Annotated in this window: 18 protein-coding genes and 2 pseudogenes; 16 read left to right on the top strand and 4 right to left on the bottom strand. The window is 71.7% G+C overall.

Translation table 11 applies throughout. The features are described 5' to 3' along the window. The first annotated feature begins 34 nt into the window (after positions 1-34). Positions 35-621, top strand: a pseudogene (locus OQ02_RS47125) (GrpB family protein). Between the two features lie 5 nt (positions 622-626). Here the strand turns inward: OQ02_RS47125 and OQ02_RS10910 are convergent. Next, the gene (locus OQ02_RS10910) at positions 627-2027 is read right to left on the bottom strand and encodes an FAD-binding oxidoreductase (protein ID WP_033438201.1); all 1401 of its coding nucleotides are present in this window, start codon (positions 2025-2027) and stop codon (positions 627-629) included. A gap of 108 nt (positions 2028-2135) precedes the next feature. Between OQ02_RS10910 and OQ02_RS10905 the strand changes: the two genes are divergently transcribed. The 8 genes and pseudogenes from OQ02_RS10905 (at position 2136) to OQ02_RS10870 (ending at position 11347) form a co-directional block, all read left to right on the top strand. Beyond that, positions 2136-2528, top strand: coding sequence for a hypothetical protein (locus tag OQ02_RS10905; protein ID WP_033438286.1), 393 nt, complete (start codon positions 2136-2138; stop codon positions 2526-2528). 73 nt (positions 2529-2601) lie between these two features. Continuing rightward, entirely contained in the window at positions 2602-3216 is a 615-nt protein-coding gene (locus OQ02_RS10900) for a TetR/AcrR family transcriptional regulator (protein WP_033438200.1), read from the top strand. After that, positions 3213-3962 carry a TIGR03084 family metal-binding protein gene (locus tag OQ02_RS10895; RefSeq protein ID WP_033438199.1) on the top strand — a complete coding sequence of 250 codons (750 nt, stop codon included), beginning with the start codon at positions 3213-3215 and terminating at the stop codon, positions 3960-3962. The genes OQ02_RS10900 and OQ02_RS10895 overlap by 4 nt, the downstream gene beginning before the upstream one ends. Positions 3963-4018: 56 nt before the next feature. Further along, a pseudogene (locus OQ02_RS40045) lies at positions 4019-5532 on the top strand (acyclic terpene utilization AtuA family protein). Next, positions 5529-6683, top strand: coding sequence for an acyl-CoA dehydrogenase family protein (locus tag OQ02_RS10885; RefSeq protein WP_033438198.1), 1155 nt, complete (start codon positions 5529-5531; stop codon positions 6681-6683). Before OQ02_RS40045 ends, OQ02_RS10885 begins: the two are co-directional and overlap by 4 nt. After that, positions 6680-8275 (top strand): acyl-CoA carboxylase subunit beta, encoded by a 1596-nt coding sequence (locus OQ02_RS10880; RefSeq protein WP_033438197.1) that lies wholly within the window; start codon positions 6680-6682, stop codon positions 8273-8275. Before OQ02_RS10885 ends, OQ02_RS10880 begins: the two co-directional genes overlap by 4 nt. 7 nt (positions 8276-8282) lie before the next feature. After that, entirely contained in the window at positions 8283-10187 is a 1905-nt protein-coding gene (locus OQ02_RS10875; protein ID WP_033438196.1) for an acetyl/propionyl/methylcrotonyl-CoA carboxylase subunit alpha, read from the top strand. A 2-nt stretch (positions 10188-10189) separates the two neighbouring features. Continuing rightward, positions 10190-11347 (top strand): acyl-CoA dehydrogenase family protein, encoded by a 1158-nt coding sequence (locus OQ02_RS10870; protein WP_033438285.1) that lies wholly within the window; start codon positions 10190-10192, stop codon positions 11345-11347. Between the two features lies 1 nt (position 11348). On the opposite strand, the gene OQ02_RS10865 is transcribed toward OQ02_RS10870, so the two are convergent. Continuing rightward, on the bottom strand, positions 11349-12311 hold the full coding sequence (locus tag OQ02_RS10865) for a hypothetical protein (protein WP_033438195.1): 963 nt from the start codon (positions 12309-12311) through the stop codon (positions 11349-11351). An 820-nt stretch (positions 12312-13131) separates the two neighbouring features. Here OQ02_RS10865 and OQ02_RS10855 point away from each other — a divergent pair. Next, on the top strand, positions 13132-14289 hold the full coding sequence (locus OQ02_RS10855) for a S8 family peptidase (RefSeq protein WP_051772146.1): 1158 nt from the start codon (positions 13132-13134) through the stop codon (positions 14287-14289). 64 nt (positions 14290-14353) lie between these two features. Next, entirely contained in the window at positions 14354-15517 is a 1164-nt protein-coding gene (locus OQ02_RS10850) for a S8 family peptidase (RefSeq protein ID WP_033438193.1), read from the top strand. Here the strand turns inward: OQ02_RS10850 and OQ02_RS10845 are convergent. Beyond that, entirely contained in the window at positions 15496-15954 is a 459-nt protein-coding gene (locus OQ02_RS10845; RefSeq protein ID WP_051772145.1) for a GNAT family N-acetyltransferase, read from the bottom strand. The genes OQ02_RS10850 and OQ02_RS10845 overlap by 22 nt on opposite strands. Before the next feature lie 231 nt (positions 15955-16185). Here OQ02_RS10845 and OQ02_RS10840 point away from each other — a divergent pair, with 231 nt between their 5' ends. Next, the gene (locus OQ02_RS10840; RefSeq protein ID WP_081915516.1) at positions 16186-17373 is read left to right on the top strand and encodes a S8 family peptidase; all 1188 of its coding nucleotides are present in this window, start codon (positions 16186-16188) and stop codon (positions 17371-17373) included. 51 nt (positions 17374-17424) lie between these two features. Here OQ02_RS10840 and OQ02_RS10835 read toward each other — a convergent pair whose 3' ends face one another. Next, entirely contained in the window at positions 17425-18108 is a 684-nt protein-coding gene (locus OQ02_RS10835) for a peptidylprolyl isomerase (RefSeq protein WP_156076969.1), read from the bottom strand. 146 nt (positions 18109-18254) lie between these two features. Between OQ02_RS10835 and aspS the strand changes: the two genes are divergently transcribed. From aspS to OQ02_RS10815, 4 genes are all read left to right on the top strand, one after another. After that, positions 18255-20051, top strand: a complete 1797-nt coding sequence (gene aspS, locus OQ02_RS10830; RefSeq protein WP_033438192.1) for an aspartate--tRNA ligase — start codon at positions 18255-18257, stop codon at positions 20049-20051. Positions 20052-20054: 3 nt separating this feature from the next. Beyond that, positions 20055-20996, top strand: coding sequence for a DUF389 domain-containing protein (locus tag OQ02_RS10825; RefSeq protein ID WP_033438191.1), 942 nt, complete (start codon positions 20055-20057; stop codon positions 20994-20996). A gap of 111 nt (positions 20997-21107) precedes the next feature. Continuing rightward, positions 21108-22307, top strand: coding sequence for a hypothetical protein (locus OQ02_RS10820; protein WP_033438190.1), 1200 nt, complete (start codon positions 21108-21110; stop codon positions 22305-22307). Between the two features lie 51 nt (positions 22308-22358). Next, the gene (locus OQ02_RS10815; protein WP_231499959.1) at positions 22359-23171 is read left to right on the top strand and encodes an SGNH/GDSL hydrolase family protein; all 813 of its coding nucleotides are present in this window, start codon (positions 22359-22361) and stop codon (positions 23169-23171) included. Positions 23172-23181 lie beyond the last annotated feature (10 nt).

Genomic DNA, 23181 nt, shown 5'->3' with positions numbered 1-23181 from the left:
GACGTCCCCGTTCGACGGCGCTACCTTGCGGCGGGTGCCGACTTTCGACGAGATCACCCGACACCACGACGCCGACCCGTCTGAGAACCCGTGGGTCCTGGGTCCGCCCGCGCCCGCACCGGTCACGATCGTGCCGTACGACCCCCGGTGGCCCGGCCGCTACGAAACCCTGGCGGCGGGGATCCGCACGGCGCTCGGCGACGCGGTCCTGGACGTCGAGCACGTCGGATCGACCTCCGTGGAGGGGTTGGCCGCCAAGGACGTGATCGACATCAACCTCACGGTCGCCGACCCCAGAACGAGGACCGGTACGTCCCCGCGCTCGAACGCGCCGGCTACGTCCTCGTCATCCGGGAGCCGTCGTTCCACCAGCACCGGTGCCTGACGCTCGCCGAGCCCCGCACGAACCTGCACGTGCACGGTCCGGACAGCCCCGAGACCATCCGGACCCGCATGTTCCGCGACTGGCTGCGCGCCCATCCGGACGACCGCGCGCGGTACGAGGAGGCGAAACGGGCGGCGATCCCCGGCGGCGGGCACGTCATGGACTACAACGCGCGCAAGGAGGCCGTGATCCGCGAGATCTACGACCGGCTCTTCCGCGCCGCCGGGATGCTGTAGACGACCTACCGCACCGACTGGGGGAACCGCAGCACGCGGTCCGGGTCGTAGCGGCGGGCGACGGCGCGCAGGCGGGGCAGGTTGTGGCGGTATGAGGTGGCGGCCCAGTCCTCCTGCTCCGGGTCCAGGTAGTTGATGTACGTGCCGGTGCCGATCAGCCCGGCCAACTCCTGCTGCACCTCGTCCACCTCGCGGGTCACCCGCTCCGGCGGCAGGTCGCCCACCGCGCCGAACACCGAGATCGACGTCGGCGCGCCCCGGTGCGGGTACGCCGTGTCGGTGGGCGTCAGCCGGTCGATCGCGCCACCCAGCGCGCCGACGATGAGCAGCGGGCTCTTCCTGCCGCGCAACGTTCCCGCGACCGCCGCCGGATCGGACCACATCCCGTCCGCGACGCGGGACGACTCCCGGAACGCGTTGCGCGGCGGGTGGCCGCCGGTCATGATCCGCATCGCGGTCAGGTAGTCCACCTCGGCGTGCTCCAACGGCGCGTCGACGCCGATCGCGCCGAGCAGTCGAGCCACCTCTGCCCGTAGCGCGGTCGCCGGGGCGATGGCGCAACCGGTGAGGTCGACCGAGCCGTCCGGCAGGACGACGCAGACGCTGGACACCTCCTCGGGCACGGCCACGCTCCACGGTTGCCAGCCGCCGAGCACGTCCGCCGCCGACCCGGCCGGGAACCGGACGCGGAACACCGTCAGCACGTCGGGCGCCGGCGCGGTGGCGAACTCGAACGACGTGACCACGCCGAAGTTCCCGCCTCCCCCGCCGCGCAGCGCCCAGAACAGGTCCGGTTCACGATCGGCCGACGCCGTGAGCACGCGGCTGTCCGCGGTGACCACCCGGGCGCCGCGCAGCCAGTCGCACGTGAGGCCGTACGTGCGGTCCACCCAGCCGATGCCGCCGCCCAGCGTGAGACCGGCGATGCCGACCGAGGGGCAGTTCCCGGCGGGCAGGCAGCGCCCGGCCGCGCCCAGCGTGGCGTAGACGTCGCCGAGACGTGCGCCGGCGCCGATCACGGCCGTGCCGTCGGGCCGCACCTCGATCCCGGACATCGGCGCGAGATCCACCACCAGCCCGTCGTGCGGTGTGGAGTACCCGGGGTAGCTGTGCCCACCGCTGCGGGCCGCCACCCGGATGTCGGCGCGCCGGGCTTCCGTTAAGCAGTGCTGCACGTCCTCCACCCGGGTGCAGCGGGCGATCGCCGCCGGCCGTTGGTGGTCGAACAGCGAGTTGAACGGCAGCCGCACGGTCTCGTAGTCGGGGTCACCTGGCTGGAGCAGGTCGCCGTGAAGTCGGGCGCGCAGCCGCTGCCACCGCGGCGGCGGCCCGGCGGCGGCGCTCCCCGCCGTCGTGAGCGTGGCGATTCCCCACCAGCGCAACAGGTCCCGCCGCGAAGCGCCCACACCGACCTCCTCGTCAGGTCACCCATGGAACAGCGGTCCGAATCGGTTCGGAACCGCTGTTCGGTCGACCGGGAGCGGGATCGTACGACCTACCGTACGCTGTACGGCATGGGTGACACCGGAGTGGGATTCGTGCCGACCGATGACGACGTGGCGGGCGTGCTCGCGTGGTTCGAGAAGTGGGACGCCCGGGCCGTGGCCAAGGACGTCGAGGCGATGGCCGGGATGGCCCTGTTCCCGGTCAACGCGGTCACCGACGGGTCGGCGCAGTCGTGGGACCGGGCGCGGTTCCTCGCCGACATGGAAGCGACCCTCGGTGAGGGTGACGTGCGGATGGAGTCGGTCCGCACGCCGCACTTCATCAACGCGAACCTCGTGTTCGTGATCACCGACGCGACCTTCACGGTCGATGGGTTCTCGCAGGTCGTGCGGTACGGCGACCTGCTGGTGAAGGTCGACGGCGAGTGGCTGTTCCAGACGATGGCGCAGGGCGGCTGGTAGGCGGTCCGAGCACGGTCCGCGCTACTAACAATCAGTCTTGACTGTTTGTTAGTAGCGCGGAACACTCGGTCCCATGGCCACGGACACCACGCCCAAGGGGATCGGGCCCAAGGAGACCAGGCGGCAGGCCGACCGCAGCCGGGAGACGCGGCGCAAGCTCATGGAGGCGACCGTCGAGTGCCTGGTCGAACACGGCTGGGCGGGCACGACGACCACCGTGGTCGCCGAGCGCGCGGGCGTGTCCCGGGGCGCTCAGCTGCACCACTTCCGCACCCGCGGCGAGCTGGTCGCGGCGGCCGTCGAGCACCTGGGCGTGGAGAGCGTCCTGCACCTCAAGGAGCGGGCGAAGCTGGTCAACGGGAGCACCGTCGCGGTGGTCGAGCTGATCGCCGACTACTACGCCAGCGACCTGTTCACCGCCGCCCTCGAACTGTGGGTCGCGGCACGCACCGATCCCGACCTCAAGACCGTGGTGGTGCCGCTGGAGGTCCGGCTGGGCCGTGAGACGCACCGCCTGGCCGTCGAACTGCTGAACGCCGACGAGACCAAACCCGGCGTCCGCGAAGCCGTGCAGATCACGCTCGACCTGGTGCGCGGGCTGGCCCTGGCCAACCAGCTCACCGACGACGGCAAGCGGCGCAAGCGGGTCATCGGGCACTGGGCGCGGATGCTGGAGGACACGCTGTGATCAACGAGATCCTGATCGACCTGCGCACCGAGAGCGAGGTGCTGGACGCCCTCGTCGCCCCACTGGACGACTGGTCGGCGCCCACCCCCGCGCCGGGCTGGACGATCGCCAACCAGATCGCCCACCTGCACTGGACCGACCGGATCTCCGCGCTCGCCGCGCGCGACCCGGAGGCGTTCGCCGAAGCGCTGAAGCGGGCCACGCCGGACATGGTGGACGAGGGCGCGCGTGAGCCGGTCACCCTGGAGCAGTGGCGGGAGGGCCGCGACGAGCTGGCCGACGCGCTGCTCGCCGTGCCGCCGGGCGTGAAGGTGCCGTGGTTCGGCCCGCCGATGAGCCCCGCGTCGATGGCCACCGCCCGGCTGATGGAGACGTGGGCGCACGGCCAGGACGTGGCCGACGCGCTCGGCGTCACCCGTGCGCCGACCGACCGGCTCAAGCACGTCGCGCACATCGCGGTCCGCGCGTTCGGCTACGCGTTCATGGTCAACGGCCTGCCGGTGCCGCAGGTGCCGCTCCGGGTGGAGCTGCTCGGGCCCGAGGGCGACCTGTGGACGTGGGGCCCGGCGGACGCCGAGGACCGGATCACCGGACCGGCGCTGGACTTCTGCCTGCTGGCGACCCGGCGCCGGCACCGCGACGACCTCGCCGTCACGGCCGTCGGCGCCAACGCCGAGGCGTGGCTGCCCATCGCGCAGGCGTTCGCGGGCCCGCCCGGACCCGGCCGGGACAAGGGGCAGCCGTGATCCGGATCGGGAACGCCTCGGGCTTCTACGGCGACCGGTTCTCCGCCGTCCGCGAGATGCTGGACGGCGGCGACCTGGACGTGCTCACCGGCGACTACCTGGCCGAGCTGACCATGCTCATCCTGGGCCGCGACCGGATGAAGGACGCCGGACTCGGGTACGCCCGCACGTTCCTGCGCCAGCTCGAGGAGAACCTGGCCCGTGCCCTCGAACGCGGCGTCAAGATCGTCTCCAACGCGGGCGGGCTGAACCCGGAGGGCCTGGCCGAGGCGATCGACGAGCTCGGCCTCGGCGCCAAGGTCGCCCACGTGACCGGTGACGACCTGCGCGACCGGTTCCCGGAGGCGTTGACCGCCAACGCCTACCTCGGCGCGTGGGGCATCGCCGAATGCCTGAACGCCGGGGCCGACGTCGTGGTCACCGGCCGCGTCACCGACGCGTCGCTGGTCGTCGGACCGGCCGCGGCGCACTTCGGCTGGGGCCGGGAGGACTGGGACGCGCTGGCGGGCGCGACCGTCGCCGGGCACGTGCTGGAGTGCGGCACGCAGGCCACCGGCGGCAACTACTCGTCCTTCACCGCGATCGACGCGACCAGGCCGGGCTTCCCGATCGCCGAGATCGAGGCGGACGGCTCGTCGGTCATCACCAAGCACGACGGCACGGGCGGCGCGGTCACCGTGGACACCGTCACCGCCCAGCTGCTCTACGAGATCGGCGCGCCCGCCTACCCCGGCCCGGACGTGGTCAGCCACTTCGACACCATCCGACTGGACCCGCACGACCGGGGCGTCCGGATCTCCGGGGTGAAGGGCTCGCCGCCGCCGGACACGCTCAAGGTCTGCCTCAACACCCTGGGCGGGTTCCGCAACTCCACCACGTTCGTGCTGACCGGGTTGGACGTCGAGGCCAAGGCGGACCTGGTCCGGCACCAGCTGGAAGCCGCTCTCGGCGCCGACGGCCTGACGTGGACGTTGGCGCGCACGGAACACGTCGACGCGGACACCGAGGAGGCGGCGAGCGCGCTGCTGCACGTCACCGTGAAGACGGCGGATGCCAAGCGGGCCAAGGCGTTCTCGCGGGCGGGCATCGAGCTGGCCTTGGGCTCCTACCCGGGTTTCCACGTCACCGCGCCGCCCGGCGACGGCACGCCGTTCGGCGTGTACAAGGCCGCGTACGTGCCGCGCACGTCGGTGTCGCACCAGGCCGTGCTGCCGGACGGGAAGGTGGTCGAGGTATGAGGCCCACCTCCAGGAGGGTTCCGCTGGGCACGATCGCCGGCGCGCGTTCCGGTGACAAGGGCGGTGACGCCAACCTCGGCGTGTGGGTGCGCACCGACGCGCAGTACGAGTGGCTGCGCACCGAGCTCACGGTCGAGCGGCTGAAGGAACTGCTGCCCGAGGCCGGTGAGGTCGACCGGCACGAGCTGCCGAACCTCAAGGCGCTGAACTTCGTGCTGCACGGCCTGCTCGGTGACGGCGTCGCCTCGTCCACCCGCTTCGACCCGCAGGCCAAGGCGCTGGGGGAGTGGCTGCGGTCCCGCCACGTCGACATCCCGGAGGCCCTGCTGTGACCACGACGTCCGAGCTGTTCGGGACACCGGAGCGCCGGGACCTCCGCGCGACCGTGCGGAAGTTCACCGAGCAGGAGATCGTGCCGCACCTGTCGGACTGGGAGCGGGCCGGTGAGCTGCCCCGCGAGCTGCACCGGACGGCCGCGAAGATCGGCCTGCTGGGCATCGGCTTCCCCGGGCACCTCGGCGGTGCGGGCGACCTGCTCGACACCGTCGTGGTCACCGAGGAGCTGATCCAGGCCGGTGGTTCGTCCGGACTGGTCGCCGGGCTGCTCACGCACGGCATCGCGTTGCCGCACATCGTCGACTCGGGGAACGAGGACCTGATCGACCGGTTCGTCCGGCCCACGCTGGACGGTGAGCTGATCGGGTCGCTCGGCATCACCGAACCGGGTGGCGGTTCGGACGTGGCGGCCCTGCGCACCACCGCCCGCCGCGAAGGCGACCACTACGTGGTGAACGGTTCGAAGGCGTTCATCACGTCCGGTGACCGGGCGGACTTCGTCACCACAGCGGTCCGCACCGGCGGTCCCGGGTACGGCGGGGTGAGCCTGCTCGTGATCGAGAAGGGCACGCCCGGCTTCACCGTGGACCGCAGGCTGGAGAAGATGGGCTGGCACTGCTCGGACACCGCCGACCTCTCCTTCGCGGACGCACGGGTGCCGGTGGCCAACCTGGTCGGCGAGGAGAACGCCGGGTTCGCGCTGGTCATGCGCCAGTTCCAGGTGGAGCGGATCTCGCTGGCCGTGCAGGCCTACGCGACGGCCCAGCGCTGCCTCGACCTGACCGTGGCGTACACGAGGGAACGCGAGACGTTCGGCAAACCGCTCATCGCCCGCCAGGTCGTCAGCCACCGGCTGGTGGAGATGGCGCAACGCATCGACCTCGTCCGCACGTACACGCGCGAGGTGGCGGCACAGGCCGCGCAGGGGCAGGAAGTCGTCGCACAGGTCTGCTTCGCGAAGAACGCGGCCGTGGAGGCGTGCTCGTTCGTCGTCGACGCGGCGGTCCAGCTGCACGGCGGCGCCGGCTACCTCCGTGACGCGGAGGTCGAGCGGCACTACCGGGACGCGCGCATCCTCGGCATCGGGGGCGGCGCGACCGAGGTCATGACCGAACTGGCGGCACGGCGATTGGGGTTCACCGCATGACCACGTTGCGGACGGCGGTGGACGGCCGGTCGCCCGAGTACGCCGAGAACCGCGAGGCGCTGCTGGCCCGGCTCACCGAGCTGGACGCCGAGCACGCCAAGGCGCTCGCGGGCGGCGGGCCGAAGTACACCGAGCGGCACCACAAGCGCGGCAAGCTGCTCGCGCGGGAGCGGATCGAGCTGCTGGTCGACCAGGACAGCCCGTTCCTGGAGCTGTCGCCGCTGGCCGCGTGGGGCACCGACTACCCGGTCGGCGCGAGCGTGGTCACCGGCATCGGCGTGGTGGAGGGCGTCGAGTGCGTGATCGTCGCCAACGACCCCACCGTGCGCGGCGGCGCGAGCAACCCGTGGACGCTGAAGAAGACGTTCCGGGCCAACGACATCGCGTTGCAGAACCGGTTGCCGCTGATCGGGCTGGTCGAGTCCGGCGGCGCGGACCTGCCGAGCCAGAGCGAGATCTTCATCCCCGGCGGCCGGGCGTTCCGCGACCTGACCAGGCTGTCGGCGGCCGGCATCCCGACCGTGAGCACGGTGTTCGGCAACGCCACGGCGGGCGGCGCGTACGTGCCGGGCATGTCGGACTACGTCGTGATGATCAAGGAACGGTCGAAGGTGTTCCTCGGCGGCCCGCCGCTGGTGAAGATGGCCACCGGCGAGGAGTCCGACGACGAGTCGCTGGGCGGCGCGCGGATGCACGGCACCACGTCCGGCCTGGCCGATTTCGTGGCCGAGGACGAGGTGGACGCGATCCGCCTCACCCGCCGCGTCATCGCCCGGCTGAACTGGCGCAAGCTCGGTCCGTCGCCGAAACCGGTGCAACCGCCGCTGCACGACGAGGAGGACCTGCTCGGGCTGGTGCCGACGGACCTGCGGGTGCCGTTCGACCCGCGCGAGGTGGTCGCCCGGATCGTGGACGGCTCCCGGTTCGACGAGTTCAAGCCCGACTACGGCGGCAGCCTGGTCACGGGCTGGGCCGACCTGCACGGCTACCCGATCGGCGTGCTGGCCAACGCGCGCGGCGTGCTGTTCAGCGAGGAAGCGCAGAAGGCCACCCAGTTCATCCAGCTCGCCAACGCGAGCGACACACCGTTGCTGTTCCTGCAGAACACCACCGGGTACATGGTCGGCGCGCAGTACGAGCAGGGCGGCATCATCAAGCACGGCGCGATGATGATCAACGCGGTGTCGAACAGCCGGGTGCCGCACCTGACCGTGGTCATGGGCGCGTCCTACGGCGCGGGCAACTACGGCATGTGCGGCCGGGCCTACGACCCCCGGTTCCTGTTCACCTGGCCCAACGCGAAGTCCGCCGTGATGGGGCCGAAGCAGCTCGCCGGTGTCCTGTCGATCGTGGCGCGGCAGGCCGCCGCCGCGAAGGGGCAGGACTACGACGACGAGCACGACGCGGCCATGCGGCAGATGGTGGAGGGGCAGATCGAGCAGCAGTCGCTCGCCCCGTTCCTGTCCGGCCGGCTGTACGACGACGGCGTGATCGACCCGCGCGACACCCGCACGGTGCTCGGCCTCTGCCTGTCCGCGATCCACAGCGGACCGATCAGGGGCGCCGACCGCTACGGCGTCTTCCGGATGTGAGGCCACGATGATCCGCAAGCTGTTGATCGCGAACCGGGGCGAGATCGCCCGCCGGGTGATCCGGACGTGCCGCGAGCTCGGCGTCTCGCCGGTGGCCGTGTTCTCCGACCCCGACGCCGACGCGCCGCACGTCCGGGAGGCCGACGCGGCCGTGCGCCTGCCCGGAGCCAGTCCGAGCGACACCTACCTGCGCGGTGACGCCCTGGTCGCCGCCGCGCTGGCCGCCGGCGCGGACGCCGTGCACCCCGGCTACGGGTTCCTGTCCGAGAACGCGTCCTTCGCCCGCGCCGTGCTGGCCGCCGGGCTGACGTGGGTCGGCCCCGACCCGGAGGTCATCGACGCGATGGGCTCCAAGGTCGCGGCGAAGAAGAGGATGGCCGCCGCCGGCGTGCCGGTGCTGCCGGAACTCGACCCGGAATCGGCCCGCGAGTTCCCGTTGCTGGTCAAGGCGTCCGCCGGTGGCGGTGGCCGGGGCATGCGGGTGGTGCGTTCCGCCGCCGAGTTGGCCGGGCAGGTCGCCGCCGCCCGCCGCGAGGCCGAGTCGGCGTTCGGCGACGGCACGGTGTTCTGCGAGCCGCTGCTGGAGCACACCCGTCACGTCGAGGTGCAAATCCTGGCGGACGCGCACGGCACGGTGTGGGCGTTGGGTGAGCGGGAGTGCTCCGTCCAGCGCCGCCACCAGAAGATCATCGAGGAGACGCCGAGCCCGGCCGTGACGCCGCAGGCCCGCGAGCGCCTGTTCGACGCGGCGACCAAGGCCGCCGAGGCCATCGGGTACGTCGGCGCGGGCACGGTGGAGTTCCTGTTCACCGACGACGGCTCGTTCCACTTCCTGGAGGTCAACACCCGGCTCCAGGTCGAGCACCCCGTCACCGAAGAGGTGTTCGGCGTCGACCTGGTGGCCTGGCAGCTCGCCGTCGCCGAGGGCGCACACCTCCCGGCCGCGCCGCCCACCCCGAACGGCCACGCGATCGAGGCCCGCCTGTACGCGGAGGACCCGGCGCACGACTGGCGGCCCGCGAGCGGCACCGTGCACCGGTTCGCCGTGCCGGACGGCGTGCGCGTCGACAGCGGCGTCGAGGACGGCAGCGAGGTCGGCGTCCACTACGACCCCATGCTGGCCAAGGTGATCGCGTGGGCGCCGACCAGGCACGCGGCGATCCGCAAGCTGGCCGCGGCGTTGGCGCGCGCCGAACTGTACGGCCTGACCACCAACCGCAGTCTGCTGGTGCGCGTCCTGCGGCACCCGGAGTTCGAGGCGGGCAACACCCACACCGACTTCCTGGACCGGCACGCGCTCACCGCGCCGGAACCGGAGGACGTGCGGCCGGCCGCGCTGGCCGCCGCGCTCGCGCTGGCCGAACGCCGGCGCACCGCGGCCCTGCCGCTGGGCTGGCGCAACCTCCCGTCCCAGCGGCAGAAGACCGTGTTCGAGCACGACGGCGGCACGGTCGAGGTCGACTACCGGCACACCCGCGCGGGCGTGGAGACGAGCCTCGACCTCACCGTCGTGGCGGCGTCGCCGGACGCGGTGACGTTCGAGCGGGACGGCGTGCGCACGACGTTCCCGGTCGCGGTGCACGGGGACCGGGTGGACGTGGGGGCCGTGGCGCTGAGGCTCCGTCCCCGTTTCCCCGAGCCGGAGGCCAAGATCGCCGAGGGCGCGAGCGTCGCGCCGATGCCCGGCACGGTCGTGCGGGTCGCGGTCGAACCGGGGCAGCGGGTCGAGGCCGGCGCGGAACTGCTGGTGCTGGAAGCGATGAAGATGGAACACCGGGTGCCGGCTTCCACCGGCGGCACCGTCACCGAAGTGCTGGTGCGGGCAGGTCAGCAAGTCGACGCGGGCGACGTGCTCGCGGTGGTGCAAGCCGCGGACTCGCCGGCGGGACCGAGTGGAGGAGCAGTTTCATGACGATCAACTTCACCGAGAGCGAGGAGCGGCGCGCCCTGCGCAAGGCCGTCTCCGACATGGCCCGCAAGTACGGCCAGGAGTACTTCATCGCCAAGGCGCGGGCGGGGGAGAAGACCGACGAGCTGTGGGCCGAGGCGGGCAAGCTCGGCTACCTCGGCGTGGCCGTACCCGAGGAGTACGGCGGCGGAGGCGGCGGCATCGGCGACCTGGCCGCCGTGTGCGAGGAGCTGTCCGCGGCAGGCTGCCCGCTGCTGCTGACGGTCGTCTCGCCCGCCATCTGCGCCACCGTCATCTCCCGCTTCGGCACCGCCGAGCAGAAGCGGCGGTGGCTGCCCGGGTTCGCCGACGGCAGCACCAAGATGGCGTTCGCCATCACCGAGCCGGACGCGGGCTCCAACTCGCACAAGCTCACCACCGCCATCCACCGCGACGGCGACGAGTGGGTCCTCGACGGCGGCAAGTACTACATCTCCGGCGTCGACGAGGCGGAGGCCGTGCTCGTGGTGGCACGCCACGTCGACGCCACCGGGCAGCGGCTGCTGCCGTCGCTGGTGATCGTGCCCACGAACGCGCCCGGCTTCACGTACCGGCACATCCCGATGGAGGTGCTGTCGCCCGAGAAGCAGTTCACCTGCTTCTTCGACGACGTGCGGCTGCCGCTGGACGCGTTGGTGGGCACCGAGGACGCCGGTCTGGCCCAGCTGTTCGCCGGCCTGAACCCGGAGCGGATCATGGCCGCGTCGCTCGCCACCGGTATGGCCCGCCGCGCACTCGACCAGGCGAGCGAGTACGCCCGCACCAGAGCCGTCTGGGACACGCCGATCGGCGCGCACCAGGGCATCGCGCACCCGTTGGCGCAGTGCGCGATCCAGGTCGAGCTGGCGAGGCTGATGACCCAGAAGGCCGCGGCTCTCTACGACGCTGGGGAGGACCGGGCTGCTGGGGAGGCGGCCAACATGGCCAAGTACGCGGCGGGGGAAGCGGTGGCGGGAGCGGTGGACCAGGCCATCCAGGTCCACGGTGGCAACGGGCTGTCGTCCGAGTACGGACTGGGCGCCCTGCTGGCCGCGTCCCGGTTGTCCCGAATCGCCCCGGTCAGCCGGGAAATGATCCTGAACTTCGTGGCGCAGCACACGCTGAAGTTGCCGCGCTCGTATTAAGTCAGGTCCATTCCCAGCGCAGGCCGACCACGCCGGGACCGAAGTCGAGTGCGACCGCGTACGCGTAGCCCCACGTGTCCACCGGGGTCTCGCGGACGTCGGTCGGCTCTCCACCCGTCAAACCGGTCGTGAATTGTTCACAACGTGCGGGTCGGCACCGTGAATCGTACCGGACCTCCAGGACGTACTCGCGAACCGGGTGCCGGAAGCGGCGCGAGTGGGTGTTGTCGAACGTCGGGTGATGGGGTGCCACGTGGATCAGTTCGTACTCGACCGCGGTCCGCTCACCCCGTCGCAGCGGGCGGTCGAGGAGCAGTTCGGCGACCATCAGACCGTTGCGCGGGTCGGCGGAAACCCGCCCCAGTCTGCACGACCTCAGCGTGCCGATGACCGGCAGCGGGTCGCCCGGCAGCCGGGTGTCGTAGCCCAGCAGGACCCGGTCGACGCCCGCCCGCTCGGCGCGCAGCACCTGGCGCGAGCGCACCCGCCGGGTGCTGCCGTCCATCGCCAGCTCCACCTGATCGCGCAGGCTGAGGCGGGTGAGGTCCTGGTCGGTACTGGTGTCGACGGAGGCCAGCAGCTCCGCGATGCTCGCGTAGTCGTGCTCCCCGACCCAGCCCTCGGGTCCGAACGCGCGCGACCGCGGACGGGCCTTGCCCCGTGGCCGCGGTGGTCCGAGCAGCGTGCTCAGCCCGCCCGGTCCGGCGTCGAGGATCTCCTCCAGGTGGCTGACGGCGGTGAGCGAGTCCGGTCGCTCCGGTCGCCGCCTGCCCGACTGCCAGTAGCTCAGCGCGGCGATGCTGACCGCCACACCCCGTGCCCTCAGCTTGTGCTGGATGCGTTCCAGGCTGAGTCCTTTCGCTCGGATCGCCGCACGCAATGCGACCGCGAAGGGGTCGGCCTCCGTGTCGATCCGTCGGGGATCGCGTACCCGCGATTCCGGTCCGACGACTGGCGTTGTCATCTTCGCTCCCGTTCTCCGTGGACAAGCCGAGCGACGTTATCGTGCGAAATCACCGGTGCGGTACAGCCGATCGGGTTTGCCCGCAGTGAATTTGACCGAATCGGACGGTTAATCTTGTCGTCCGCGCAACGCTTGAATTCTCATTCACACCGCCGGTGTGAAGAACCGGTACGGCGCGATCGTCGCACCGCACTGGGGCATCTGGTCCCTTCCCGGTACGCGAAGCAGCCCAAAGCCTCGGGATCTGGGTGACCTGGGACACGTCCCGCGCGGTCACGAGCTCTACTGCTGAGACGAACGGATGCGCGCGGTAGTTCCCGGTCAAGAACGGGAACCGCTATGTGCAAGCTCACATTGACCTCGACCGCGGAAGTCGTGTTGACGGCATTTTCGCAGGTGGAGACCCCGCCGGGTGGCGCAGGCGGCGATCCGACCGGCTGGTGGGCGCCGTGTTCCGCAACAGTTGCGAGGTAACGCGGAAGGCTTCTCCGCACTATGCGGGTACGCGTTCGATGTTCGTTTCGACCGCACTGTCGAAAGGGAATTTCTCCACAGCGTTGAATAGCTTCTCAATCACGTTGTGGGAGCGGTCCGCCAAGCGTATGGCGGCGGAACCGGCGGCGGTGTCCGCCGAGTGGCCCCACGTCGGCCGCCCCGGCGCGGTACTGGACCAGGTGGACGAGCCGCATCCGGCCGCCTGCCCGCCGGTCCCCGAACCGACCACCCCGTCGGACGACCACCGCCGGACCGGAGTTCGGCACACTGGCAGACCCGACGCGTGATCCGCGCCGAGGTTCCTTCCCCTGCAAAGGAAAGCCGCATGCGCAAGCTCTTACCCGGCCTCACCCTGGCCGCCCTGACCACCCTGACCGCCGCCCTGCTCGCCGTGCCCGCACACGCGGAGAGCGCCGTGCTGCACGAGGGCTCGGCCACCGCCGTACCCGGCAGTTACATCGTGAAGCTGAAGGCGTCCGCCGAAACCACTGCCGCCGAGTCCGTCGGGGCCCGGTTCGGTGGGCAGGTGACGCGGGAGTTCGCCGCGTTCGGCGGGTTCGCCGCGACGCTCACCCGTCAGCAGGCCCGTCGGCTCGCCGCCGACCCGGCCGTCGAGTACGTCGAACAGGACCAGGTCGTGCACGCCAACGGCATCGGCGCGCAGGCGACGCAGACCGGCGCGCCCTGGGGCCTGGACCGGATCGACCAGCGCGCCCTGCCGCTGAGCACCACCTACAGCTACACGTCGGTCGGCGCCGGCGTCACCGCGTACGTGATCGACACCGGCATCCGCGTCACCCACACCGAGTTCGGCGGCCGGGCGATCCACGGCTACGACGCCGTCGACAACGACTTCGTCGCCCAGGACGACAACGGGCACGGCACGCACATCGCGGGCGTCATCGCCGGCCGCACGTACGGCGTGGCCAAGGGCGTGCGGGTGGCCGGTGTGCGGGTGCTCAACGCCTCCGGCAGCGGCACGATCGCCGGTGTCATCGCGGGCGTCGACTGGGTGACGCGGAGCGCGGCGCGTCCCGCCGTGGCGAACTTCAGCCTGGGCGGCGCGGCTTCCGTCGCGCTGGACGACGCGGTGCGCCGCATGATCGCCGCGGGCGTCACCGCGTCCGTGACTGCGGGCAGCAGCGGCAGCGTCGCCACCACCTCGCCGGCCCGGGTCACCCAGGCCATCACGTCCGGCGGCACCAACCAGTCCGACGCCAGGGCGCCGTTCTCCAACTACGGACCCGGCGTGGACCTGTACGCGCCGGGCGCCGCCATCATCTCCGCCTGGCACACCAGCGACACCGCCGTCGCCACGCTCAGCGGCACCTCGATGGCGACCGCGTTCGTCAGCGGCGTCGCCACCCGGTACCTCCAGTTCGTGCCGTCGGCCACCCCTGCCCAGGTGCACGCCGAGATCGTGAGCGAAGCGACGCCGCTGTCGTGGGGCGGACGGCTGCTCTACTGGTCCCCAGCGAGGTAACCGCGCCGGCGCCCCGGCGCACGACCCGCGTCGGGGCCCCTTCCCCTGCAAAGGAACCCTGCTCATGCGCAAGTTGTCGTCAAGCCCGGGTGTCGCGGCGCTCGCCGCCGTCACCCTCACCACCCTCGCCCTCACCACGGCTGCCCTCACCACGCCGGCACACGCCGAAGGCGCGGTGCTGCACGCCGGTTCCGCCTCGGCCGTGCCCGGCAGCTACATCGTGAAGCTCAAGGCGTCCGCCGAAACCACTGCCGCCGAGTCCGTCGGGGCCCGGTTCGGTGGGCAGGTGACGCGGGAGTTCGCCTTCTTCGGCGGGTTCGCCGCGACGCTCACCCCTCGGCAGGCCCGTCGGCTCGCCGCCGACCCGGCCGTCGAGTACGTCGAACAGGACCAAGTCGTCCGCGCGCACACCACCCAGCTCAACGCGCCGTTCGGCCTGGACCGGATCGACCAGCGCGCGCTGCCGGTGGACGGCAGGTACAGCTACACCACGACCGGGGCGCGCACCAGGGCGTACGTGATCGACACGGGCGTCCGGTCCACGCACGCGGAACTCGCGGGCCGGTCGTGCGCCGGCTACGACGTGGTCGACAACGACACCGTCCCCCAGGACGACAACGGCCACGGCACGGCCATCGCGTCCCTCATCGCCGGCCGCACCCACGGCGTCGCGAAGGAAGCACTGGTGTGCGGCGTCCGGGTGCTCAACGGCTCCGGCAGCGGCACGACCGCCGGCGTCATCGCGGGCATCGACTGGGTGGCGCGCAACCACGTGAAGCCCGCGTCGGCCAACCTCAGCCTCGGCGGCGGCGCGTCGACCGCGATGGACGACGCGGTGCGCCGGCTGATCGCGGCGGGCGTGACCGCGTCCGTGACGGCGGGCGGCAGCAACGCCAACGCGGCGAACTTCTCGCCGGCCCGGGTGATCGAGGCGATCACCTCGGGCTCGTCCACCAGGACGGACACCCGCGCCACGTTCTCCAACTACGGCGCGGTGGTCGACGTCTACGCGTTCGGCGTCGGCATCACGGTGGCGTGGCACACCGGCGACACGGCCACCGCCACGCTCAGCGGCACGTCGCTGTCCACCGCCTACGTCACCGGTGTGACGCTGAGGTACCTCCAGGCGAACCCGGCGGCGACGCCCGCGCAGGTGCACTCGGCGGTCGTCACCGCGGCCACCGCCCTGTCGTGGGGTCGACTGCTCTACTGGTCGCCGACCATGTGAGCCGACGGGGCGAGCTCGTGGCGCATCACGAGTTCGCCCCCGTCCACCTCACCCGTGTCGGTGAACCCGAACGCCGCGTACAGGCCGCGCGCCACCGCGTTGCCCGGCACGACGCTCAGCAGCAGCTCGGTGCGGCCCTCGGCGCGTGCCACGTCGGCGATCGCGGCCAGGCCCTTGCGGCCGAGCCCGCGGCCCTGCACCCGCCGGTCGATCATGAACCGGACGATGTGCAGCGCCTCCGGCCTGTCCCGCTCGAGGAGGGTGAAGCCCACCAGGTCGGTTCCGCTGAACAGCGCAAGCGGCTGCAACTTGGGGCGGTGGATCCAGGCGTCCGCGATCGACTTCAGGTTCGTCGCGACGAACGCCCGCTGCTCCTCGTGGACCTCCAGACCGACCACGGCCCGGTAGTTGTCCTCGGTGACGGGTTCCAAACGCATCTCCGGACCGTAGCGCCGCCGTCACGCAACCGCGCCCGGATATTGGGAACCCGCAGGTCGGATCGATTGTTGACGCTGTTCGATAACTGGCAAATGTTCACACTTCCGAGTTAACGGTTCCGTTGCCTACGTTGTGACGGTCAGCGAGGGCAAGGTGGCCCAACGTCACCCCCGAGCCCTGCGAAGCTCCTCGGGGTGCGTTGGGGCCACCGTTCGAAGAACGGAATCCGCATGCGACAGTCACGACAGGTCCGGTTCCTGGCCGGGGTCGGGGCGACGGCGCTCGCCGTCACCGCGTCCTCCCTGTTGGCCGCACCCGCACAGGCCGCCGAGGGCGAGATCCGCGCCGCCGACGCCACGCACAAGGTGCAGAACCACTTCATCGTCAAGCTCAAGGACGGCTCGTCGGCGTCCGCGGAGGGCTTGGCGGGCCAGTACGGCGGCCAGGTCGACACGGTGTTCCGCAGCGCGCTCAACGGCTTCTCCGTGTCGCTGCCCGAGGCGGCGGCCAAGCGGCTCGCGGCCAACCCGGCCGTCGAGTACGTCGAGCAGGACCAGGTGTTCCACACCCAGGCGACGCAGTCCAACCCGCCGTCGTGGGGCCTGGACCGCACCGACCAGCGCAGCCTGCCGCTGAACTCGTCCTACAGCTACACCTCCACCGGTTCGGGCGTGAACGTCTACGTCATCGACACCGGCGTGCGGATCAGCCACAGCACGTTCGGCGGCCGGGCGCGCAACGGCTACGACGCGGTCGAGAACGACAGCGTCGCGCAGGACGGCAACGGCCACGGCACGCACGTCGCCGGCACCATCGCGGGCAGCCAGTACGGCGTCGCCAAGGGCGCGACCGTGTACGGCGTGCGCGTGCTGAACAACGCGGGCAGCGGCACCACCGCGGACGTGGTCGAGGGCATCGACTGGGTCGCCCGCAACCACGTCAAGCCGGCCGTGGCGAACATGAGCCTCGGCGGCGGCGCGTCCACCACCATCGACGCGGCCGTGCGCCGTGCGGTCTCCGCGGGCGTCACGTTCGCCGTCGCGGCGGGCAACAGCAACGCCAACGCGGCCAACTACTCGCCGGCCCGCGTGACCGAGGCCATCACCGTGGGTGCGACCACCAGCACCGACGCGCGTGCCAGCTACTCGAACTACGGCACGGTGCTCGACATCTTCGCGCCGGGCTCGTCGATCACGTCGGCGTGGCACACCGGTGACACCGCCACCAACACCATCAGCGGCACCTCGATGGCGACGCCGCACGTCGCCGGCGCCGCCGCCCGCTACCTCCAGGGCAACCGCTCGGCGACCCCGTCCCAGGTGGCGAGCTACCTGATCGGCCAGTCGACCGCGAGCAAGGTCACCAACCCGGGCAGCGGTTCGCCGAACCGCCTGCTCTACCTGGCGCCCACCGCCTGATCGTCGGCACGTGAGCCGGGGCCGTCCCTTCGGGGGCGGCCCCGACCGCGTTCAGGCCGGTTCCACCGTCAGGAACACCAACGACGTGGCCGGCACGCCACCGCCCTGGGGGATCCCGGTGCCGCCGGCGAGGCCGCCGTCGGCGACCTGGTCGACGACCTCCATGCCCCGCGTGACGCGGCCGACCACCGGGTAGTCCGGGCCGATCAGGGGACTGTCCTCGTAGATGATGAAGAACTGGCTGCCGTTGGTGCCGGGAGCGCCCTGGTTGGCCATCGCGACCACGCCGCGCGTGTAGTCGCCGGTCTTGGCCGTCGGGTCGTCGTAGGCGTACCCCGGCCCGCCCGCGCCGGTGTCCGTCGGGTCGCCGCACTGGATCAGCCAGATCCCCTCCACCACGAGCCGGTGGCACGACGAGGACTGGTAGAGCCGCTTCTTGATCAGGTGGCGGAAGCTGTGCACCGAGCAAGGCGCGCTCTCCGCGTCCAACTCCACGTCGATGCGGCCCCGGTTGGTCTCGATGCGGACCGTCAGCGTGCCGCCGGCGGGTACCTGACCGGCATCGGGCGGGTTCAGCCGCCGCATAGGCCCCTCGGTGATCAGCGGGTACTCGCAGGCGACGGTCGGGACCGGCTCGGCCGGCGGCGCGGAGCCCGCCACCGGGCGGCCGGGGACCGCCGTGGAGCACGCGGTCGTCAAGAGGATCAAGGCGCTCACGAGCAGGCGTCCGGCCACCGCGGGATCGTAGTGCCGCGAACGCGACACCGGGCCGCTTCGGGGAAACCTGGTGGCGTCGACTGCGGGGTCGTTCGTTAGCCTTGACGACCAGCCGTCAGTCCAGGTGGCCCCACGTTGAAGTCAACCCGAGGAGAGCAGTACCCGTGATCCGCACGCACGAGGCCGGGACGCTCCGAGCCGAGCACGCCGGGCAGTCCGTCACCCTGACCGGGTGGGTGGCACGCCGGCGCGATCACGGTGGCGTGATCTTCATCGACCTCCGGGACGCCTCCGGTGTCGCCCAGGTCGTCTTCCGCGAGGGCGAGATGGCCGAACGCGCCCACAAGCTGCGCTCGGAGTACGTGGTCAAGGTCGTCGGCGACGTGACCCGCCGTCCCGAGGGCAGCGAGAACCCCGACCTGCCCACCGGTGACATCGAGGTCTACGTCACCGAGCTGGACGTGCTCAACGAGTCCGCGCCGCTGCCGTTCCAGCTGGACGAGCACCTGGAGGTCGGCGAGGAGGCGCGGCTGCGCCACCGCTACCTCGACCTGCGCCGCAGCGGCCCGGCCAAGGCCATGAGGCTGCGCAGCGAGGCCAACCGCATCGCCCGCGAGGTGCTGCACGCGGAGAAGTTCGTCGAGGTCGAGACCCCGACCCTCACCCGCTCCACCCCCGAGGGCGCGCGCGACTTCCTGGTGCCCGCCCGGCTGCGCCCCGGCTCCTGGTACGCGCTGCCGCAGTCGCCGCAGCTGTTCAAGCAGCTGCTGATGGTCGGCGGCCTGGAGCGGTACTACCAGATCGCCCGCTGCTACCGGGACGAGGACTTCCGCGCCGACCGGCAGCCCGAGTTCACCCAGCTCGACATCGAGATGAGCTTCGTCGAGCAGGACGACGTGATCGCGCTCGGCGAGCAGGTCGTCGGCGCCCTGTGGAAGGAGCTGGCCGACCACGAGATCCCCCGGCCGTTCCGCCGCATCTCCTACGCCGAGGCGATGGCCAAGTACGGCACCGACAAGCCGGACCTGCGCTTCGACCTCGAACTCACCGAGCTGACCGAGTACTTCAAGGACACCCCGTTCCGGGTGTTCCAGGCGGCGTACGTGGGCGCGGTCGTGATGCCCGGTGGCGCGTCGCAGCCCCGCCGCACGCTCGACGCGTGGCAGGAGTGGGCCAAGCAGCGCGGTGCCCGCGGACTGGCGTACGTGCTGGTCCAGGAGGACGGCACGCTCGGCGGCCCGGTCGCCAAGAACCTCTCCGACGCCGAGCGCGACGGGCTGGCCAAGGCCGTCGGCGCCAACCCCGGCGACTGCGTGTTCTTCGGCGCGGGCGAGCCGGACGGCGCCCGTGCGCTGCTCGGCGCGGCCCGCGTGGAGATCGCGCACCGGGTCGGCCTGATCGACGAGAACGCCTGGTCGTTCGTGTGGGTCGTGGACTTCCCGATGTTCGAGGCGGTCGACAAGATCGGCGACGACGTCGCGGTGGGCAGCGGCAAGTGGACCGCCCTGCACCACGCGTTCACCTCGCCCACCCCGGAGTGGATCGACCGCTTCGAGGAGGACCCGGGCAACGCGCTGGCCTACGCCTACGACATCGTCTGCAACGGCAACGAGATCGGCGGCGGGTCCATCCGTATCCACCGCGCCGACGTGCAGCAGCGGGCGTTCCAGGTCATGGGCATCGGGCCGGAGGAGGCGCAGGAGAAGTTCGGCTTCCTCCTCGACGCGTTCAAGTACGGCGCGCCGCCGCACGGCGGCATCGCGTTCGGCTGGGACCGGATCGCCATGCTGCTCGGCGGTTTCGACTCGATCCGCGAGGTCATCGCGTTCCCGAAGAGCGGCGGCGGCTACGACCCGCTGACCGCGGCGCCCGCGCCGATCACGCCGCAGCAGCGCAAGGAGGCGGGCGTGGACGCCAAGCCCGCAGCCGAGAAGGCCGGTACCGAGAAGCAGGCTCAGTAGGCCGTGCTGCACCTGCGGGCCATCTGCCCGGCCGAGCGCACCGACCAGGTGCTGGAGGCGCTGAAGCAGCACCCAGGCGTCACGCACGTGGTGTTGCTGGTCGGCGCGGCGGTCGAGCCCGCGGGTGACGTGGTGGAAGCCGACGTCGCCAGGGAGGCCACCGACACGGTGGTGGCCTCCCTGTGCGAGCTGGGCATCGACCGCGACGGCGGCGTCACGCTGGAGCAGATCGACACCGCACTCTCCGACGCGGCCGACCGCGCCGAGGAGAAGGCGCCCGGCGAGGCGGCGGACGCGGTGGTGTGGGAGGAGTTGCTGTCCCGCACCGGCGAGGAGTCCCGGCTCAACGCCACGTTCGTGTCGTTCCTGACCATCGCGTGCCTGCTCGCGGCGGTCGGCGTGGTGACGAACTCGCCGATCACCATCGTCGGCGCGATGGTCGTCGGGCCGGAGTTCGGCCCGTTGGCCGCGATCGCCGTCGGTCTCGTGCTGCGGCGCTGGGACCTGGTGCGGAGGGCCGCGACGGCGCTCGCCGTGGGGTTCCCGGTGGCCATGGCGATCACCGCGGTGGCCGCGCTCGCCGGTTCGTTCACCGAGCTGTTCGACCGGGGCATGGTGCTCGCCGCGCACGAGGTCGACTTCGTGTTCAAGGTCGGGCCGTTCTCGTTGATCGTGGCGCTGCTCGCGGGCGCCGCCGGGATGCTGTCGATGACGTCCGCCAAGTCCGCGGCGCTCGTCGGGGTGTTCATTTCGGTCACCACCGTGCCCGCCGCCGGCTTCGCCGCGGTGGCCGCCGTTCTCGGTGAGTGGGACATATGCCTCCAGTCCGTGGCACAGCTCGCGGTGAACCTCGTGGGCATCGTGGCGGCGGCTGCGCTGGTACTGGCCTTGCACAACCGCCGTGGCCAAACCCGGGACCTGGGACGACCGCTCGCGAACGGCTGACCGGGCGATGATTTCCACTGAGGGTGGTATCCGGCGGAGGTGAGCACTACCGTCACGGTGCCCGGACGGGTTCTGTCAGGTCGGTGGCCACCGGGAGTAGGGTCGGAGGAGATGAGTGTGGAGATCACCGCCGGCCCGCAGGACATCGACGACGCTGCCCCCTCCGAGCTCGACGCCGCCGTGGCAGCGGCTGAATCGGTGTTGAGCGGCAGGTTCGGCGCACCGGTTCGACTGGCCGACCCCGAAGACCTCGGGGGCGCGGGCCGGTCCGTCGTGGCACGCGTCCGCGTGGCGCACACCCCGTTCTCCCTGCCCCGCACGCTGGTGGTGAAGCGCTACCCGTCGCGGGTGGCCGACCGCGACCCGTTCGCGCACGAGGTGGTGAGCCACAAGCTGCTCACCGCGCTGCCGTCCGAGGAACGCCTCACGCCGGAGCTGGTCGCGCAGGACAACGCCAAGCGGCTCGTGGTGCTCGAAGACCTGGGCAAGGCGCCGCGCCTGGCGGAGAAGCTGCTGGGTTCCGACGCGCGTGCCGCCGAGCGCGGGCTGCTGTCGTGGGCGCACGCCATGGGGCGGCTGCACGCGACGACCGCCGGACGTGACGCGGACTTCGACGCGTTGATGCGCCGCCAGGGCAGCCAGTGCTGCGCCGATCCGATCGTGGTCGACGTGCACACGGCGCTGGCCGGGTTGCCCGCGCTGCTGTTCGAGTCGTTGGACGTGATCACGCCGGACTCGGTGCGGTTGTTCGCCGAGCAGTCGGTGCGCGGGTTCGTCACGTCCCGTCGGCGTGCGTTCAGCCCGTCCACGTCGTGCCCGGACAACCACCTGGTGACCAGCAAGGGCGTCCGGTTCCTCGACTTCGAGGGCGGGTGCGTGCGGGACATCGTGTTCGACGCCGCGTGCCTGCGGGTGCCGTTCCCGTCGTGCTGGTGCGCCTACGGGCTGCCCGCCGGCATGTCGGAGGCGATGGTCGCGGCGTGGCGGGCCGAGGTGTCCTCGGTGTGGCCGGACCTGGACGACGACTCGGTGTTCCTGCCGAGGCTGCTGGAATCCCAGCTGATGTGGGTGTGGCTGGCGACGTGGCGCGGGTTGCCCGGACTCGACCTGTCGTTGCCGTCCGGCCACCGCCCGCTGGACTCGCCGCCGCGCAGCATGGTGCTGACGGCGCGGTGGGTTCGACTGCGGGACGACGCGTTGGCGTTGGGCGCCACGCACGTCGCGGCGCACGCCGAGGCCGTCGTTTCGGCGCTCGTGTCGCGGTACGGGTCGGCTGCCGCGGAACTGCCGCTGTACCCGGCATTCCGGTAGCGTTCCGCTGTTCGTTCTCGGCACGTCACGTCGTTGCGCGAGGGTCTCCACGTGGCCAAGACGGTGCGCAGCCTCGTGGTGCTGGGTGATTCGACGACGGTGGGCGTGGGTGATCCCGTGCCCGGTGGGTGGCGTGGCGTCGGTCCGCTGCTCGCGGAGGCGTTCGCGGACGCGCGCTACCTGAACGTCTCGTTCACCGGTGCGCGGGTGGCGTCCGTGCGGTACGAGCAGCTGCCGAAGGTGCTGCCCCTCCGGCCCGACGCCGCGGTGCTGCTGGTGGGCATGAACGACACGTTGCGGTCGGACTTCGACGGCAGGCGGCTGCACGTCGACCTGGACGCGGTGGTGGGCGCGCTGGTGTCGGCCGGGTCTTCCGTCGTCACGGTGCGCTTCCACGACCACAGCCGGGTGTTCCGGCTGCCGGGGGCGTTGCGGCGGGCGTTGCGCGCGCGGATCTCCGAGCTGAACGACATCATCGACGCGGTCGTGCGGCGGCACGACATCGCGTGCGTCGACCTCGACCTGATGGACGGCGCCTACTCGATGGAGACGTGGGCGGTGGACCGGCTGCACCCGTCGGAGGTGGGCCATCGGCGGTTGGCGGCGGCGTTCGCGGCACGGCTGGCCGAGTCGGGGTGCGCGGTGCCGGGCCGGGTGTCACCGGTGTGCACCGGAGGGTTGAAGGTGACGCCGCTGCACCACGTGGGTTGGTTGGTGCTCAAGGGGATTCCGTGGCTCTGGAGCCGTGGCCGCGACCTCCTGCCCCACGCCGCCGCGATCATGTACCGCTCGTGGGCCGGTCACCCGGAACCACCCCGCTATGTCATCCGGCCGAGTGATGACCTCGACCACGCGTTTGATTAACGTGGGGGCA

It is taken from the genome of Saccharothrix sp. NRRL B-16314, assembly GCF_000716595.1.
In the GTDB taxonomy this organism is placed as follows: domain Bacteria; phylum Actinomycetota; class Actinomycetes; order Mycobacteriales; family Pseudonocardiaceae; genus Actinosynnema.
This window is presented reverse-complemented; position numbering and strand designations above follow the sequence as displayed.